This is a genomic window from Aquimarina macrocephali JAMB N27 (genome assembly GCF_000520995.1).
GTDB lineage: Bacteria > Bacteroidota > Bacteroidia > Flavobacteriales > Flavobacteriaceae > Aquimarina > Aquimarina macrocephali.
On record NZ_JACA01000011.1, the window covers coordinates 23341 to 40077 of the forward strand.

Annotated in this window: 18 protein-coding genes; 6 read left to right on the forward strand and 12 right to left on the reverse strand. The window is 32.3% G+C overall.

The genetic code is table 11. The features are described 5' to 3' along the window. Window positions 1-225: 225 nt before the first annotated feature. Together Z054_RS31620 and Z054_RS31625 are read left to right on the forward strand one after the other, a co-directional pair. Window positions 226-393, forward strand: coding sequence for a hypothetical protein (locus Z054_RS31620; protein WP_161635257.1), 168 nt, complete (start codon window positions 226-228; stop codon window positions 391-393). Between the two features lie 367 nt (window positions 394-760). Then, a complete protein-coding gene (locus Z054_RS31625; protein ID WP_161635258.1) occupies window positions 761-907 on the forward strand; it encodes a hypothetical protein in 147 nt (48 codons plus the stop codon). A 124-nt stretch (window positions 908-1031) separates the two neighbouring features. On the opposite strand, the gene Z054_RS0108015 is transcribed toward Z054_RS31625, so the two are convergent. The 3 genes from Z054_RS0108015 to Z054_RS0108025 form a co-directional block, all read right to left on the reverse strand. Further along, window positions 1032-2291, reverse strand: coding sequence for an aminotransferase class I/II-fold pyridoxal phosphate-dependent enzyme (locus tag Z054_RS0108015; protein WP_024769558.1), 1260 nt, complete (start codon window positions 2289-2291; stop codon window positions 1032-1034). Between the two features lie 270 nt (window positions 2292-2561). Then, window positions 2562-3602, reverse strand: a complete 1041-nt coding sequence (locus Z054_RS0108020) for a PLP-dependent cysteine synthase family protein (RefSeq protein ID WP_024769559.1) — start codon at window positions 3600-3602, stop codon at window positions 2562-2564. 87 nt (window positions 3603-3689) lie between these two features. Beyond that, a complete protein-coding gene (locus Z054_RS0108025; protein WP_024769560.1) occupies window positions 3690-5825 on the reverse strand; it encodes a S9 family peptidase in 2136 nt (711 codons plus the stop codon). A gap of 70 nt (window positions 5826-5895) precedes the next feature. Between Z054_RS0108025 and Z054_RS0108030 the strand changes: the two genes are divergently transcribed. Together Z054_RS0108030 and Z054_RS0108035 are read left to right on the forward strand one after the other, a co-directional pair. Further along, window positions 5896-6219, forward strand: a complete 324-nt coding sequence (locus Z054_RS0108030) for a YbaB/EbfC family nucleoid-associated protein (protein ID WP_024769561.1) — start codon at window positions 5896-5898, stop codon at window positions 6217-6219. 116 nt (window positions 6220-6335) lie between these two features. Then, a complete protein-coding gene (locus Z054_RS0108035; RefSeq protein WP_024769562.1) occupies window positions 6336-6656 on the forward strand; it encodes a YegP family protein in 321 nt (106 codons plus the stop codon). Between the two features lie 30 nt (window positions 6657-6686). On the opposite strand, the gene Z054_RS0108040 is transcribed toward Z054_RS0108035, so the two are convergent. After that, window positions 6687-7730, reverse strand: a complete 1044-nt coding sequence (locus tag Z054_RS0108040) for a threonine aldolase family protein (RefSeq protein WP_024769563.1) — start codon at window positions 7728-7730, stop codon at window positions 6687-6689. 117 nt (window positions 7731-7847) lie between these two features. Between Z054_RS0108040 and Z054_RS0108045 the strand changes: the two genes are divergently transcribed. Both Z054_RS0108045 and Z054_RS0108050 read left to right on the forward strand, forming a co-directional pair. Beyond that, window positions 7848-9578, forward strand: coding sequence for a helix-turn-helix domain-containing protein (locus tag Z054_RS0108045; RefSeq protein WP_161635259.1), 1731 nt, complete (start codon window positions 7848-7850; stop codon window positions 9576-9578). Window positions 9579-9725: 147 nt separating this feature from the next. Then, window positions 9726-9917, forward strand: a complete 192-nt coding sequence (locus Z054_RS0108050; protein ID WP_024769565.1) for a hypothetical protein — start codon at window positions 9726-9728, stop codon at window positions 9915-9917. 76 nt (window positions 9918-9993) lie between these two features. On the opposite strand, the gene Z054_RS0108055 is transcribed toward Z054_RS0108050, so the two are convergent. The 8 genes from Z054_RS0108055 to Z054_RS0108090 all read right to left on the reverse strand — a co-directional run bounded on the left by Z054_RS0108055 (window position 9994) and on the right by Z054_RS0108090 (window position 16661). Further along, window positions 9994-12123, reverse strand: coding sequence for a peptidase domain-containing ABC transporter (locus Z054_RS0108055; protein WP_024769566.1), 2130 nt, complete (start codon window positions 12121-12123; stop codon window positions 9994-9996). A 3-nt stretch (window positions 12124-12126) separates the two neighbouring features. Next, the gene (locus Z054_RS0108060; RefSeq protein WP_024769567.1) at window positions 12127-13374 is read right to left on the reverse strand and encodes an HlyD family secretion protein; all 1248 of its coding nucleotides are present in this window, start codon (window positions 13372-13374) and stop codon (window positions 12127-12129) included. Between the two features lie 12 nt (window positions 13375-13386). Next, window positions 13387-13563: a hypothetical protein gene (locus Z054_RS31630; protein WP_161635260.1), complete on the reverse strand. Its 177-nt coding sequence runs from the start codon at window positions 13561-13563 to the stop codon at window positions 13387-13389. A gap of 178 nt (window positions 13564-13741) precedes the next feature. Continuing rightward, the gene (locus tag Z054_RS0108070; RefSeq protein ID WP_024769568.1) at window positions 13742-13945 is read right to left on the reverse strand and encodes a hypothetical protein; all 204 of its coding nucleotides are present in this window, start codon (window positions 13943-13945) and stop codon (window positions 13742-13744) included. Between the two features lie 26 nt (window positions 13946-13971). Beyond that, entirely contained in the window at window positions 13972-14163 is a 192-nt protein-coding gene (locus tag Z054_RS0108075) for a hypothetical protein (RefSeq protein WP_024769569.1), read from the reverse strand. A 468-nt stretch (window positions 14164-14631) separates the two neighbouring features. Beyond that, entirely contained in the window at window positions 14632-14838 is a 207-nt protein-coding gene (locus Z054_RS0108080; protein ID WP_024769570.1) for a response regulator transcription factor, read from the reverse strand. Window positions 14839-15018: 180 nt separating this feature from the next. Beyond that, window positions 15019-15219: a hypothetical protein gene (locus Z054_RS0108085; RefSeq protein ID WP_024769571.1), complete on the reverse strand. Its 201-nt coding sequence runs from the start codon at window positions 15217-15219 to the stop codon at window positions 15019-15021. Between the two features lie 224 nt (window positions 15220-15443). Further along, complete coding sequence (locus tag Z054_RS0108090) at window positions 15444-16661, reverse strand: lanthionine synthetase C family protein (RefSeq protein WP_024769572.1); 1218 nt, start codon at window positions 16659-16661, stop codon at window positions 15444-15446. Window positions 16662-16737 lie beyond the last annotated feature (76 nt).

The window sequence follows — 16737 nt, forward strand, 5'->3', positions numbered from 1 at the left end:
ATCTACCTATTAGTTAATGTGCTAGGGATTGCTGTAGTCTTAATTTTATATTTAAGATTATTAATACTTAGTAAAATAATAAATAGCTAACACCACCTTCTTAGATTTTATCTATTTTTAATGAGACCAACATTTCTACTTGTAGTAAGTAGATATAAAACTTTGACATAAAGTCTGAGTGTCTTTAAAAAAATCAGAGTTTTCAAATTCTTAAAACTATACATCATGTTAAAAAACATTTTAAATGTAAATGGAGTTAAAAATCTAAGTAACCAACAAAAGAAAAAAATCAATGGAGGTGAAGAAGCTAACTGCAGAGCTTGCCCTGTAAATTTTTTCTGTTGTGGATATGGCTGTTTTGATCCTGCATCTGTTTTATATGACCCCTGCTAATATTATATCAATTAGAAAATTATTTAAAAAAACAAAAATATTAAGGGTTTGACTTTTTTAAAGTTAGACCCTTTTTTTAATATAGTCAAAAACTGAGCAGTATGCCCCTTGATTACCTCCTTAACAACTTCCCAAGTAGCCAAACCAACAGATTTGGTCACAGTTTAATATTAGATTTCTTTTTTCATAAAAATATTGTCCTGATTTCTTGAAAACTAAAAGAATCAGGACATAACATTATAGTCAAATTATACATTTACCTCAGTTACAAAATGTAACAACAGTAAACACAAAGACATATGCCTGAGTGTCTATAATGTTCGGGGGAAATCTATTAAATATTAATTTACATTAAATCATTACTATTATGAAAAAACAAAAATTAAATTTCAAAAAATTATCTCTTGAAAAGTCAACTGTTACTGAATTGAATCTTAGAAAAATTGTTGGAGGAGCACGTATGGACGAGCAGATTACTAATGATCCAACAGTAAACTGGACTTGTCACTGCTAAAACACTTAGAATATTTATACTAAAAAGGCTACTAGAAATTACTTTTAGTAGCCTTTTTTATAATCCGATTTATTTTGTAGCGGTCAAATCAATCTCTATTTCAAGAAATATTGATGTTAGTTCTTTATTCTCCCATTGCGGCAGCAACAGCAGCAGACATACGCTTATAAGTTCCATTTTCTAATCGTTCTCGTATTGCAGAAAATGCAATAAGTGTTTCTTCAATATCTTCCATAGTATGTGAAGCTGTAGGGATTAATCTCAATAATATTAACCCTTTAGGTATCACAGGATATACTACAATAGAGCAGAAAATTCCATAATTTTCTCTAAGGTCTTTTACCAGAGCCATAGCTTCAGGAATACTTCCTTTTAAATATACTGGTGTAACACAACTTTGTGTAGTTCCTAGGTCAAAACCTCTTTCTTTAAGTCCATTCTGCAAAGTATTTACATTCTGCCATAGCTTAGCTTTTAGTTCAGGCATTGTTCTAAGCATATCTAAACGCTTAAGAGCTCCTACTACTAATTGCATCTGTAATGATTTTGCAAACATTTGAGAACGCAAATTATACTTTAAATAATCTATAATCTCTTGGTCGGCAGCAATAAATGCTCCTGTACTAGCCATAGACTTAGCAAAAGTTGCAAAATACACATCAATCTGATCCTGAACACCTTGCTCCTCACCTGTTCCTGCTCCTGTTGCTCCTAATGTACCAAATCCATGTGCATCATCAACAAACAATCTAAAGTTATACTTTTCTTTTAAAGCTACGATTTCCTTTAATCTTCCTTGCTCTCCTCGCATTCCAAAAACACCTTCAGAAATCAGTAAAATTCCTCCTCCTGTCTTTTGCGCCATTTTTGTGGCTCTCATCAAGTTTTTATCAATACTTTCTATATCATTATGTCGATATGTATAGCGTTGTCCTTGATGTAATCGTACTCCATCAATAATACATGCATGTGCATCTACATCATATACAATAATATCATCTTTGCTTACCAGTGCATCAATAGTAGAAACCATTCCCTGGTATCCAAAATTTAATAAATATGATGCCTCTTTATCGACAAATTCTGCCAATTCATCTTGTAACTGTTCATGAAGATCTGTATGCCCACTCATCATCCTTGCTCCCATTGGATATGCAGATCCATAAGCTGCAGCTGCTTCTGCATCTACCTTACGAACTTCTTCTTTATTTGCTAATCCCAAATAGTCATTGATACTCCAGGTAATTACTTCTCTCCCTTGAAACCTCATTCTATTTGATATAGGTCCTTCTAGTTTAGGAAAAACAAAATATCCTTCTGCCTGATCCGCCCACTTTCCTAATGGTCCTTTGTCTTTATAAATCTTATCAAATAAATCTCTCATTTATCAAAAAATTGTTTCTTATAAGTGTGCGAAAATACGGAAAATTGATTTGATGACATAATTATATTCAATTTCACTTTTATAAAGTGTTATTTTAACACTTTATAAAATCTACTACACAATGAACCACAAGTATTTTAATGATTTTCTGTAATTTAATAAATAAAACTGACATCAACAATTGAGGAAATAAGAAGCATATTGTAAAAATTATATCAAAAAAAACATCCCGAAATATCGGGATGTTTATAATTTTATTTCAAATATATTTTATTTAATGAATTGAACTTTTGTTGCATCAATTTCATTTTTGCTATCAAAAAATCCTTGCTCTGTCATCCAATCATCACTAAATACTTTACTCATGTATCGTGATCCATGATCAGGAAGAATAATAATAACATTACTATTTTCATCAAACTCACCTTGCTCAGCAAGTTGTTTTACACCTTGTATAGCTGCTCCACTTGTATATCCTAAAAACAGCCCTTCTTTTTTCACTAATTCTCTAGCTGTATGTGCACTATCTTCATCACTTACTTTTTCAAATTTATCTATAACATCAAAATCTGTTGCAGTAGGGATTAAATTTTTACCTAAGCCTTCAATTCTATAAGGATATATTTCTTCCTCATCAAATTCTCTGGTTTCATGATACTTTTTTAAAACCGATCCATAAGCATCGATTCCCAAAACACGCACATTACTATTTTTTTCTTTTAAAAATCTCGCAGTACCTGAGATAGTTCCTCCGGTTCCACAACACGCAATAAAATGTGTAAGCTTACCATTGGTTTGATCCCAAATTTCTGGTCCTGTAGAATTATAATGTGCATCAATATTTAGTTCATTGAAATATTGATTTATATATACAGATCCTTTTATTTCTTCATGAAGTCTTTTTGCCACCTGATAATACGATCTTGGATCATCAGCACTTACATGGGCCGGGCATACATATACCTTTGCTCCCATATTCTTAAGCATTGCAATTTTATCCTTAGAGGACTTAGAACTAACAGCAAGAATGCAATCGTAACCTTTGATCACGCTAACCATTGCTAAACTAAAACCTGTATTACCACTAGTTGTTTCAATAATGGTATCACCGGGTTTAAGAATACCTCTTCTTTCTGCTTCTTCTATAATATAAAGTGCAATTCTATCTTTGGTGGAGTGTCCCGGGTTAAAAGATTCTACTTTTGCGTAGTAATTTCCCGGAAAGTCTTTCATAATTCTGTTTAATTTTATAAGCGGGGTATCGCCAATAAGCTCTAAAACATTATTATAAGCCCTAATATCTTCTCTCATATAAATGTGTTTTACAGATTCGTGGAATAAAATGGGGGTCCACTAACTGTTACAAAAACGGTACGAAGTTACATTATTTTTTTTTAATTACTCTTTGATACTTTCTAAATCTAATAAAAAGGCATATTCTTCTGCTACTTCTTTAAGTGCTTCAAATCTCCCTGAGGCTCCTCCATGTCCGGCTTCCATATTCGTATGCAATACCAATAAATTATTATCTGTCTTTAACTCTCTTAATTTTGCTACCCATTTTGCCGGTTCCCAATATTGTACCTGAGAATCATGTAAACCTGTAGTTATTAACATATTTGGATATTCTTGAGCTACAACATTATCATAAGGAGAATATGACTTCATATATGCATAGTACTCTTTTTCATTAGGATTACCCCATTCATCGTATTCTCCTGTAGTTAAAGGAATACTATCATCAAGCATCGTACTTACAACATCTACAAAAGGTACTGTTGCCACTACTCCATTATATAATTCTGGAGCCATATTAACTATCGCTCCCATCAATAGTCCTCCGGCAGAACCTCCCATTGCATATAAATGATCGGTAGAGGTATATCCTTGAGCAATTAAAGATTTTGAGCAATCAATAAAATCAGTAAATGTGTTCTTCTTTTTAAGAAGTTTTCCGTCCTCGTACCAGGATCTTCCCAGATATTCGCTTCCTCTTATGTGAGCAATGGCATAAATAAACCCTCTATCCAGTAAACTTAATCTGGCTGTAGAAAAATAAGGGTCAATAGTTGATCCATATGAACCGTAACCATATTGTAATAATGGATTATTTCCGTCTTTTTGTATGCCTTTTCTATATATTAAAGAAACAGGAATCTTAGTTCCATCCTCTGCTGTTGCCCATACTCTTTCTGAAACATAATTATTTTTGTCAAATTTACCACCAAGTACGTCTTGTTCCTTTTTCACTTCTTTTTCCTTAGATTTCATATCAAAATCAATTACCGAATTAGGAGTGGTAAGAGAATTATAAGAATATCTTAGGTTTTTGGTGTCAAAATCAGGGTTTGCACTCACATAAGCGGTATAGGTTTCATTATCGAAAGGAAGGTAGTAGTCAGCAGTACCATCCCATCGTTTAATATTAATCTTATTAAGGCCATTATTACGCTCACTAATAACTAAATACTCTTTAAAAATCTCTACATCTTCAATCAAAACGTCTTTCCGGTGTGGTATAACATCTTTCCAGTTCTCTTTGGCTGTATTACCCTCAGGCACCTTCATTAGTTTAAAATTAGTAGCCTCATCTGCATTAGTCAACACATAGAAATGATCATTATAATGGGCAATTCCATATTCTACCCCTCTTATTCTTGGCTGAAAAACTTTAAATTCTCCTGTAGGATCATCTGCTCTTAAAATTCTATATTCTGAAGTTAACGTGCTGCTTGATCCTATGACAAGGTATTTTTTAGATTTGGTCTTATATACAAATGTAGAAAAGGTGTCATCTGTTTCATTAAAAACCTCTATATCATCTGATACCGGAGTTCCCAGAGCATGTCTATAAATTTTATCAGACCGCAGTGTTTCTTCATTTTTTTTGGTGTAAAATAAAGTTTTACTATCTGTAGCCCAGGTACTGCCTCCTGTCGTTGTTTCTATAGTCTCTGGGCATATTTCACCTGTTTCAAGGTTTTTTATTCGTATAGTGTATTTACGTCTGCTTACAGTATCTACACCAAATGCCGCCAGTCTATTATCAGGACTAATACTAAGTCCAGATAATCTATAATAACTATGTCCCTCGGCTTCTTTATTACAATCAAAGAGGATTTCTTCTTCTGCATCAAGACTTTCTTTTTTCCTAGAATATATAGGATAATCTTTTCCTTTTTCAAAACGGGTTAAATACCAATACCCATTTAATTTATACGGTACCGAAGAATCATCTTCTTTAATACGACTCTTCATTTCTTCAAAAAGATCTGTCTGAAACTTCTTTGTATGAGCAGTCATTTTATCATTATAGGTATTCTCCTGCTCTAAATAATCAATTACCTCTTGGTTTTCACGGTCATTTAACCAAAAATAGTTATCAACACGTACATCATCATGTTTTTCTAGATTTGTAGGCTTTTTAGCTACTATAGGAGGTTGAACTTTAGAATCCAATGTCGTCATGGTATTTTTTTTACAAGAAGTTGCGAAAATAAGTGATAATAAGAATATAATGAATGAAGTTTTCATAATAATCTTGTTAGTTTATTAACAGCCAAAGTACTAATTTTGTGTTTATAAATTTTAAAAACACATACACATGTTTGGAGATATGATGGGGATGATGGGTAAATTAAAGGAAACTCAGAAAAAAGTAGAGGAAACTAAAGAAAGGTTAAATACCGTTTTAGTAGACGAAGAAAGTCCTGATGGTTTGCTTAAAATTACACTCACCGCAAATAGAGAAGTCAAAAAAATCACTATATCTGATCAACTATTAGAAGACATAGAACAGTTAGAGGATTACTTAATTTTAGCTTTAAATAATGCTATTGCAAAAGCAACACAGGTTAATGAAACAGAATTGGCTGCAGTAGCTAAGGAAGGTATGCCAAATATTCCTGGACTGGATTTATTTAAATAGTATTGTCATCGATTATAAGGATGTTGGCTTAAAAAAAATGCAGTTAGCTATTTTTCTTTCTCCTTTTAATTCTATAATTTTAACAAAAGCTAAAAAATTAACTAAAATCTGACAATATGTTTGAACTCAAAAATAAGGAAGGGTCTAGCTATCATTTTACCTTAAAAGCAAAAAACGGACAAGTTATCTTAAGTAGTGAGGTTTACAACAGTAAATCTGCTGCTGAAAATGGAATCGCTTCAGTTAAGAAAAATGCATCTGAAGATGGTCGATACGAACGTAAAACAGCTAAAAATGGTAAGTTCTATTTTAACCTAAAAGCTGGTAATGGCCAGATAATAGGTAGTAGTCAAATGTATGCTTCTGAGTCTGGAATGGAAAATGGTATCAATTCTGTAAAAGAAAATTCGTCTGGTGCCGATACTAAAGAAATTTAATTTTTAAGTGTTTATAAATAAAGCTGCTCATTATATATGAGCAGCTTTATTTTTATTCAGAGTTACTGAAGTTAATAATTCTAAAAAGTACTCATGCTTTTGTTGGGTATATTCTAAATGCGTCACAAATCTTAATTTGCCTTGCCCCATTCCATAAAAATGAACATTTTTTGATGCCATCTGTGCAATAAAATCTTCCTCATCGCCATCTATAACAAATATAACTATATTGGTATCTATGGGTTCGATTTGTGTTACAAAAGGTAATTTTTTTAATACTTCACCAATTTCTTTGGCTCTTTTATGATCTTCTGCTAATCGGTCGATATGATGCTCAATAGCATATAATCCTGCCGCTGCCAAATACCCTAACTGACGCATTCCTCCTCCTAAGATTTTTCTGACCCGGATTGCATTCTCCATAATTTTAGCATCGCCAATCAAAACAGATCCTATTGGCGCTCCCAAACCTTTACTTAAACAAACAGAAATAGAGTCAAAAACTTCTCCGTACTGTGCAGCACTTTCATTTTTGGCTACTAAGGCATTCCATAGTCGTGCTCCATCCAAATGATATCCAAGATCATTCTGATCACATACTTGCTTTATTTTTTTAATTTCTTCAAAATCATAACATGCCCCACCTCCTTTATTGGTTGTGTTTTCTATACACACCAAACTTGTTAATGGGCTATGATAAAAATCTGGTGGATTAATTGCTGCTGCTACCTGGGCAGCTGTAACCATACCTCTATGGCCATCTAGTAATTTACACGATACACCACTATTAAAAGAAACTCCTCCCCCTTCATAATTATACACATGTGCAAATTTATCAGCAATCAATTGTTCACCTGGTTGTGTATGTAACTTAATAGCTGCTTGATTTGCCATACTTCCCGATGGGAAAAACAATGCAGTTTCTTTACCAAACATATGTGCTATCTTTTCTTCTAATGCATTTACTGTAGGATCTTCTTTATATACATCATCCCCTACCTCAGCATTCATCATAGCGGTAAGCATTTCTGGAGTAGGCTTGGTAATCGTATCGCTTCTAAGATCTATTTTCATTTTTTTATTATACTATATGATTTATATTGTAATCTACTCGACCAATAAAAATAATGTTATTTTTGCGAATGGCACTAGCATATTGCTCTAAAATAAATGTTCCTCCAAAAAAATATTATGTATAGGTTTTTCATATGTTATCTTTTACTTCAATTTCTTTTTGCTTCGACCTCACTAACGGCACAAAATTTTACAGATTCTTTACTGCAAAAAAATTACAAAGAACTTGCTCAACAGTTTTTCAAACTTCGAAAAACAGATTCTACGAAAGCAAAAAAAATTGCAGATTTTTATATAAAAAAAGCCAAGAATAATACAGATACTTTAAAAATAGTTAAAGGTTTATACCTCTATAAATACATTTCTAATTATGAAGAGGAACATAAATATATGGATAGTATTATAATGTATACAAAAAGTAAACAAAATAAAGAATATCCAGCTCTTGCTTACTTTGCTAAAGCTCAACTTTTTTTGTATGAAAAAAGAGATATCAAAAAAACAATCAATAACTTAAACGAAGCACGTAAACATGCCATTTTAAATAAAAATATTGATTTAGTGAACAGAGTAGATTATCATATTGCCACCATTAAAAGTGAACATTTAAATGATAAAGAAAAAGCCTTAGAAATTTTTAAAAAGTGTGAAAAATATTATTCAAATGGAACTAAATACAATCATAAAGTAAATTATCTCTATACTCTACATATTATTGCAGAAACCTATTTAGGTATTAAAAAGTATGATTCTACCACCTATTATAATACTGTAGGATATTACAAAGCTTCTATAAGTGCTGATTCAAACTTGATTCCTATGAAATCATACTTTGTTTTATGTGAAGGTATTAATCAATATGCAAAAAGAAAGTACCAAACCGCAATTGATAGTATTAACAAAGCTCTACCCACAATGATTGAATTTAAAGATAAGGCTAAGACAATTGATGCTTATTTTTATCTGGGAAAATCATACTATGATTTAGACAACAAAGAAAAGGCAATATCTTATTTTAAAAAAACAGATTCTATATTAGAAACATTAAAATCTATCCCTCAATATACCCATATTAAGACTTATGAATATCTAAAAAATTATTACAAGAACGTAAATGATTTACAAAATCAAAATAAATACCTTAATAAACTCAATACTGTTCTGAATGAATATTTAAACGACCAAATATTCATTAGTAAAAAAGTAAAAGAAGATTATGACATTCCTCTCTTATTAGAAGAACAGGATGTTCTGATACAAAAATTAAACAAAAGTAATAGCACATACGTCTCGAGTATACTGATACTTATCATACTACTATTATCTTCTGGTGGCTTGTTATATTATCAATATCGAAAAAAAAGATTATATCGTTTAAGATTTGAAAAATTAATGGAAGCACATACCGTAGTTTCTGAGTCTGTACATATTGATAAAAAAACAGAAATCGTTGCTGCTAATAAAACTATACAAGTACCTGAAAAACATATAACTCATATATTGGGTAAATTAGATGAATTTGAAAAGGAACTAAAATATCTTACTCTTGGGATCAGCGCACAATCACTGTCAGATGATATTAATACTAATGTTAAATACTTATCTCGGGTAATCAATCACTATAAGAATAAAACCTTTACCACCTATCTAAACGAGCTTCGCATAGCACATGCAGTAAAAGAACTAAAAACAAACATTACGTTACAAAAATATACTATAAAAGCTATCGCCAATGAAATGGGATATAACAGTGCCGAAACCTTTTCTAATGCTTTTTATAAACAAGTTAAAATTAAACCATCCTATTTTATTAAGGAATTACGAAAAGCTGAAAACAATAAACAATGAGCAGAATAAAAAAGGCTTATTACACATATTAAATTAGTTCAGAAGTTAGTCGGAATTCTGGAATTTCGTGTAATAGACCAAATACTCCTGTATAGAGAAATTAAATTTTACATACTTTTGATTCTCTAAATTTTAAATAAAGAATTAATGAAAAAACAATCATTCAAATCTAAAAAACTCATATTAAAAAAGTTTGAAATTTCTAAAATTAATGGTTTAAACAAAATTTACGGCGGGGTCCATTTACATCCTAACAATCAAATGGCAAGTGGTGGAGGTGGTGGCTGCCATACTGAAAGTTGTGAAAGTTGTCAAACTGAAATTGGTGGAGGCATTTAATAAATAACTTTTTGTTTATATTATTTATAAAAAAACTTTACTTCTATTAAAAATAGAAGTAAAGTTTTTTTAGTCTCTATATCGCCATTGCTACATCAGGTATTTTCGCTTCTAACAATTGACCGGTTTGTAATGCAACTACTCGATCAGCCATCGCAATGGTATCTGGTCTATGCGCGATAATTATTCTTGTAATATTCAACTTTTTCACAGTAGTATTCACTACAGATTCCAGACCTACATCAAGATGTGAGGTAGCTTCATCGAGAAACAATATTTTAGGTTTTTTGTATAAAGCTCTTGCGAGTAGTAATCTCTGTTTTTGCCCTCCAGACAGGCTACTCCCCATATCCCCTATCAAGGTATGATATCCCATTGGCATTGCCATGATATCCTGATGTATAGCTGCCATTTTTGCACTTTGTTCTATCCATTCCTGATCAGAGTCCGGGTCAAAAAAACAAATATTATCTGCTATACTACCCGATAATAACTGATCATTTTGCATTACTGTACCTATCAAATTTCTATATGTTCTTAACCCTACCTTTCGTATATCATACCCATCAATAAGGATGGTACCTGTTTCTGGTTTTAGTAATCCCAACATCACCTTCATCAATGTAGTTTTTCCACAACCCGATGCTCCCACCACTGCTATAGAACTCCCCTGTTCTATTTTAAAATTAAGGTTCTTAAACAAATACGATTCATTATCAGAGTATCGAAAACTAATATTTTCTAGGTTTAGCTCTCCTTTTATCTGTGACAATTGCCTTTTACTATCAATATCTTCTTCTTGCTCGGTAAGGATAATATCCCCCAGGCGTTCCATATGAAGGGAAAGCATTTTAAACTGTATAAACTTATTAACCAAGGCAGAAGCTTTTTCTGTAAACTGGCCTTTATAAGACATAAAAGCATACAACATTCCAATAGTCATTAAACTATCCATCACTAATGAGGCTGCCAAATAAATCACAATAACATTTTCGACGCCAAATAAAAATCCATTAATAAAGTTATATCCGATATCCAGTTTTCCAATTCGTATCCCTGTATTCATAGCATCGGCATAATAATTATGCCATACGGTTTGTCGCTGACTTTCGTTACCAAATAGTTTAACACTTTGAATTCCTCTAACGGTTTCCATAAAATTAGAATTCTGTTTGGCATCTGCTACAATGGCCTCTTCTTTTAATTGTCTGTACGGGCGATACAATGCTAATCGTACAATAATATATAATACCACAGCAACCAGAACAATAAAAGCAAGTGTTGTGCTGTATATAAACATCATTACCAGAAGTCCAATTGCCATTATGCCATCTACAACGGTTTCAATAAGGCCAGTAGTTAACAGTTGTTTTACATCTTCGAGAGATCCGAATCGAGAGATGATATCACCAATATGTCTTTTTTCAAAGTAATCCATTGGTAATTTTAGCAAATGCCGTAACAGATTTGCCGCCATTTGGATATTGAGTTGTGTTCCCATATACAAAATAACGACTCCGCGTAACGCAGTTACTGCCAAATTAACCAATTTCATAAGGCCAAAACCTAATGCCAGTATCAACAATAAATCTAAGTCCCTGCTAATAATAACATCATCGACCACTAATTGCATATAAAATGGAGTTGCTATAGCAAATACCTGTAGTAATAATGACAATACCAGAATTTGTGTCAACACTCTCTTTAGCCCTGTAATTCTACTCCAGAAATCTGATAGTTTTGCTCTTTTCGAAATTTTTTCTGGCTTAAAATCTGGTGTAGGTGTTAGTTCTAATGCTACTCCTGTAAAATGTTTCGAAACTTCTGATAGTTTCATTACCCTTTTTCCAACGGCCGGATCATGAATGGTAACTTTATTCCCCTTTACTGATGTAAGTACAACGAAATGATTTAAATCCCAATGTAAAACACATGGAGTTTTTAATTGTGAAAGCTCTTCTAATTCAAGACGCAATGGTCTGGAACTAAATTGAAGGTTATCTGCTAATTTTATAAGACCTTGTAGTGTTGCTCCTTTAGAAGATATAGAGTATTTACGGCGCAACGAGTTTAGATCTAATTTATGTCCATAGTAATTAGCAACCATGGCCATAGAAGCCAACCCACATTCTGCTACCTCTGTTTGTATGATTACAGGCACTCTTTTTCCCCAGCCGTAATGAAGTAAATGAATTGGATTTTGCATATACTATAATTTTCCTTTTAGACTATAAATAGGTTCTAACAGCCATTGTCCCAGGCTGCGTTCTTCTAAAATAATATCTGCCGCCACAGACATTCCTGATTGCAATGGCATTTTTTTACCATATGCATTAATAGTTTGTACATCTAAAGCAACCTTTATGCGATATACAGGTTCTTGCATAGGAATCGGTATGGCTACCTCATTTGGATTAATAACTGCCTCTGCTATTTGTTCAATTCTGCCTTGATACAATCCATATCGTTGATACGGAAAAGCATCATACCGTAACAATACCTGTTGGTTCTTTTTTATAAAACCTATAGCTCTCGAAGGCAAAAACAACTCGGCATACAAAGTTGTATTTTCTGGAATAATTGTTAGTATGGGCACAGCAGAAGATACATTTTGCCCAATATTAACCTGGGTTGAAGTAATACGGCCATTTACCGGGGCTTTAACCATATAAGAATGACTATTATTTAATTCTATAAGGCGTTCTTCTATTTGTACCAGTTGATTTTGTAATTCTTTTAACCGGGTACTTTTACGTAAGGGGGATTGCTCCTGCTGTTTTCGTATATTGGCTATTTCTGTTTTCTTATTGATTTGCAATCTTTTTGTAGCATTAAAAGATGCCTTAGCACTAAAATATATACTTCTTTTACTACTAAGGTCATCTTCAGAAACTAGCCCTTTTACTCTTAATTTTTTATAGGTATCCCATTGTTTTTTTGCCAGTTGTACTTGTTCCTTCTGACTTTGTAATTGTTGATTGATCTGATAGTATTCGTTCTTGTGATTGGCTAGAATTACCGACAAGCGGCTACCTTCACTATCCAGAACCAGTGTTTCATCTACAATTCGTTGTTCTAGATTTATTTTTTGCTCTTCTAACCTGGTAATCAATTGTTGATTGATACTAACACTATCTTTTGTACCTCGTTCTGTGGTAACTTCGAGTAAGTTTTGGCCTTTACTAACTTCTTGACCATCTGTACTATGTTTTTGATCAATGATGCCATTAAAAGGAGCATATACCCGTACTAAACCTTTATCGGGTACTAAATAACCAGTTACCATCTCACGACGGGCAAAGGTTCCAAATGCTAAAAAGAACCCCACTATGATAACAATCAAAGTAATTGCTCCTGTAAAGATCCAAAATGACATGGGGCGAATTAACAAAACGTCTCCTAATAACCGTTGTGTATTACTTTGTATAGCTTCTTTTCTAAATAGTGAGGAACTCATATGATTTATTTTTTATCTTCCTGTAAATGTTTTTTTCTTTCCTGATCCTGTTAAGCAAATCCCAAACGTTTGTTGACAATCTGGAGTACAAGAATCGACTACTCCTACGTTCCCTTGATGGGCACCTCCATTAATTTGCTGTAATTGAAGATTAGAAATCGTGCTTTTTTTAAGGTTTAATTTTTTCATTGTATTAATTTTTACGATTTATTTTTAATGATATGATTGGTTTACACAAAAATTGTTATTGTAAACTCTCCTGAGATAAAACTCAAGAGAGTTTATCATAAGAAATTAATAATCGGATCATTTAACCTTTTTCAATTTCCTTTTTCACTATAAATACAGATAACAATTATTAATCTGATTATTTAGATGTTGCTGCTGCTGCAGAAAACCCTGTACATGCTGCTACACCAATACTCCAAGCAGCTACTGCTCCTAAACCTCCGGTACCGGCAATTAATGCCGCTCCAGCTAAAACTGCTACTGCACAACTTGCTCCTGCTGCTTCAGTTGCTTTTACTCCTCCGTTTGTATTTGCTATTTCTATATTTGTTAAATCTCTCATTTTTTTATTTTTTGTATAAATTAGTATTAATCATTAATTAACTTTCCAACAGTCCAACCAGCACAAAAGGCTTTAGCCACGTTAAGTCCTGGTACTGCCCATCCAAGAACACCTGTAACTGCAACTGTAGCACAAGCCCCATCTATAACTTCTTTTGTAGCTTGCGCCCCATCTCCACCTTTTACTTCTAATACTTCTTCAAATTTTAAATTTCTCATTTTGTAAATTTTAATTATTAAACTTCCTTTTTATCAAAGCGCTTTGACATCAACAAACATAGAAGAACAAAGAGGTTCATTGCAATATCTTGTATTGGGGATTCCAGAATTTCGATCGTTTTTCCAGAATTTCGATTTTGTTTTTAGAAAAAATGTGATGATTATTTTTAAAAATTAATAATCATTAAAAAAATGAATATCCAATCTCAAAAAAGGTAGTTTTGCTCTATCATATCTCATACATCATAACAACGTAAAACCTAAATATTCGCAATAGCAGAGTCAACTATCAGCAAAACATTTATTCTTTTATTAAGAATAAATATAATTCCTATCTGTTATAAAACAAAAAACCGTCTGAAGTTCATTTCAAACGGTATATATTTTTTAACAACTCATTTGTTAGTGAGTATAAGAAGTGAGTAATCAATATATTTTTCTTCTTTTTAAAACATTTAAGTAACTATATTAAAGTTCGCACAATTTATTTATTACCGCATACTTTGTTAATCCAGCTAAATTTCTAACGTTCAGTTTTGAAATTAGGTTTTTTCTATAGTCTTCTATAGTATGCTTACTCAAAAACAGTTTATCAGAAATTTCTTTTGTTGTAAACTCTTGAGCTATTAAAACAATAACATCAATCTCTCTTTTTGTTAACTGAACTTCTTTCATTTTTTTTAATATTTTATAGTTGGCAACTACTTTCCATATATAAATTATGTAGACAAAAAATCGTCTGAAAATATATTTTCAGACGATTCATCTCAACTTTCGAAAAACCATATATTCACAAATCAGCTAAAAATGTGTTCTCTAAGTAAATCGAAAAATAGTGTTATCTACTTTTGAACATTACACACACACCATACAACTCATTGGTGTCTGAGAGTATTGACATGCTAATCCTTGTGTGCCATTACCACAACCATCAGGGTTTGCTGTTGGGAGAGTTGGACTTGTAAAAACAGGAGAAGGAAATCTCACCCCTCCTTTAATACTATCTAATTGTGCAACATTCATTTTCTTAAGACTCAGTTTCTTTTTACTTTTCATGATATCTAATTTTAAATTATACAAATATCAAAGCGCTTTGACAGAAACAAACATAGCTCACACCATAAGCTTAATGCAAATAGTAGTATTGAGTATTCTGGAAAAACGAGCGATTTTCCAGAATTTCGACTTTATTTTCAGATTAAATCGCAGAAAATCTTACCACGAAGTAGTTAGATCAACCATTTAAAGCTATGGTTTTTGAAGTTATATAGAAAAAAGAATTAGCTAATTAGAAGGCATTCATCCCATTTGGTTTCAAAAGGAGCCAAATAGGATATAATAGACAATCCAATACCTGCGATACCTTCAAGTAAACTTACTTCAGATTTCCATTTCTCTTCTTCTACCCCTCTCCATACCATATATCCGGCATACCCTTGTTCATGTATTGCCATATCCAGTGCCTTCTGAGCCCAAAAATCAGAAGCTTCTTTAAATACAATATCGTCTGTTTTTCTATATAAGTAATTATAAATAAGAAGTATTCCATATGCTCCATGACACAATCCGGCATCCTGAACCCCTGCTTCTTCAATATCTCTTCGTTGGGTAGAATATTTTAAAATTGCTATTGCTTCATCACTAATTTGGGTATTTCCTAATATTTTACCAGCTCGAAATACTGATATTCCTATCCCTAAATCCCCATAACACCATGCTAATCTCGAATTGTTATCAACTATATTCTCTTTAACAATCCAGTTTGGAAATGTAGCAGTCAATGTTTTGTCTTTATTTTTACAATGCAATATGTAGTTCACTGCTTGTTCTAACATCTCTCTAACATCATCATAAAATTCTTTATGTTCGGCTATTCGGGATAGAAAATTAACCATACTCGATATTCCATGAGATAAACTTAAATTACACCCCGAAATCCCTTCTTCTCGCCTTAGAACGGATTCCCACCATATTCCATAGTCATTCTTTTTTGATGATTTTTTTAGTGCAGTAATCAATTCATCCAGATAGTTCTTATACTTCTTTTTTGATTCTTTTGAAGTCAAGTTTTGATATCGTTTTAAAAAGTAATATCCATACCCCATTGCACCATGCAGAAAATCATAATTCTCTGTTTCTATATCAGTTCTCATCGCTTCTAATAAATAAGAATCTAAATCTGATGAAAGAAAATCATCATCTAACTCTACAAATTCTTCTTCCTTAAGAATTTCCAACACCCAACATGCTCCTGCAATTCCGGTACAAAAGGTAGGAAAAGTGAATCCATTATTAATGAGTTCTACTGCTCTCGTAATGGTTTCTGCTCCTTTATCTGCATGAATATCCTCATCCAAAAACTTTGAATAATAAAATTGAAATAATGCAACTCCAGAAACTCCCGATAAAACCCCTACTTCCTGATTGTTTTCTGCCTTAGCATCTATAACCTCACTTATTTCCTTTAATTTATTCCTTAGTTGAATTTCAATAGTCATGTAGTGTCCGGTATTTGGTATTTCGAATTTGTAAAGTGGTAAAGATAAAAAGTAAAATAGTAGTGCTTCAAACAAT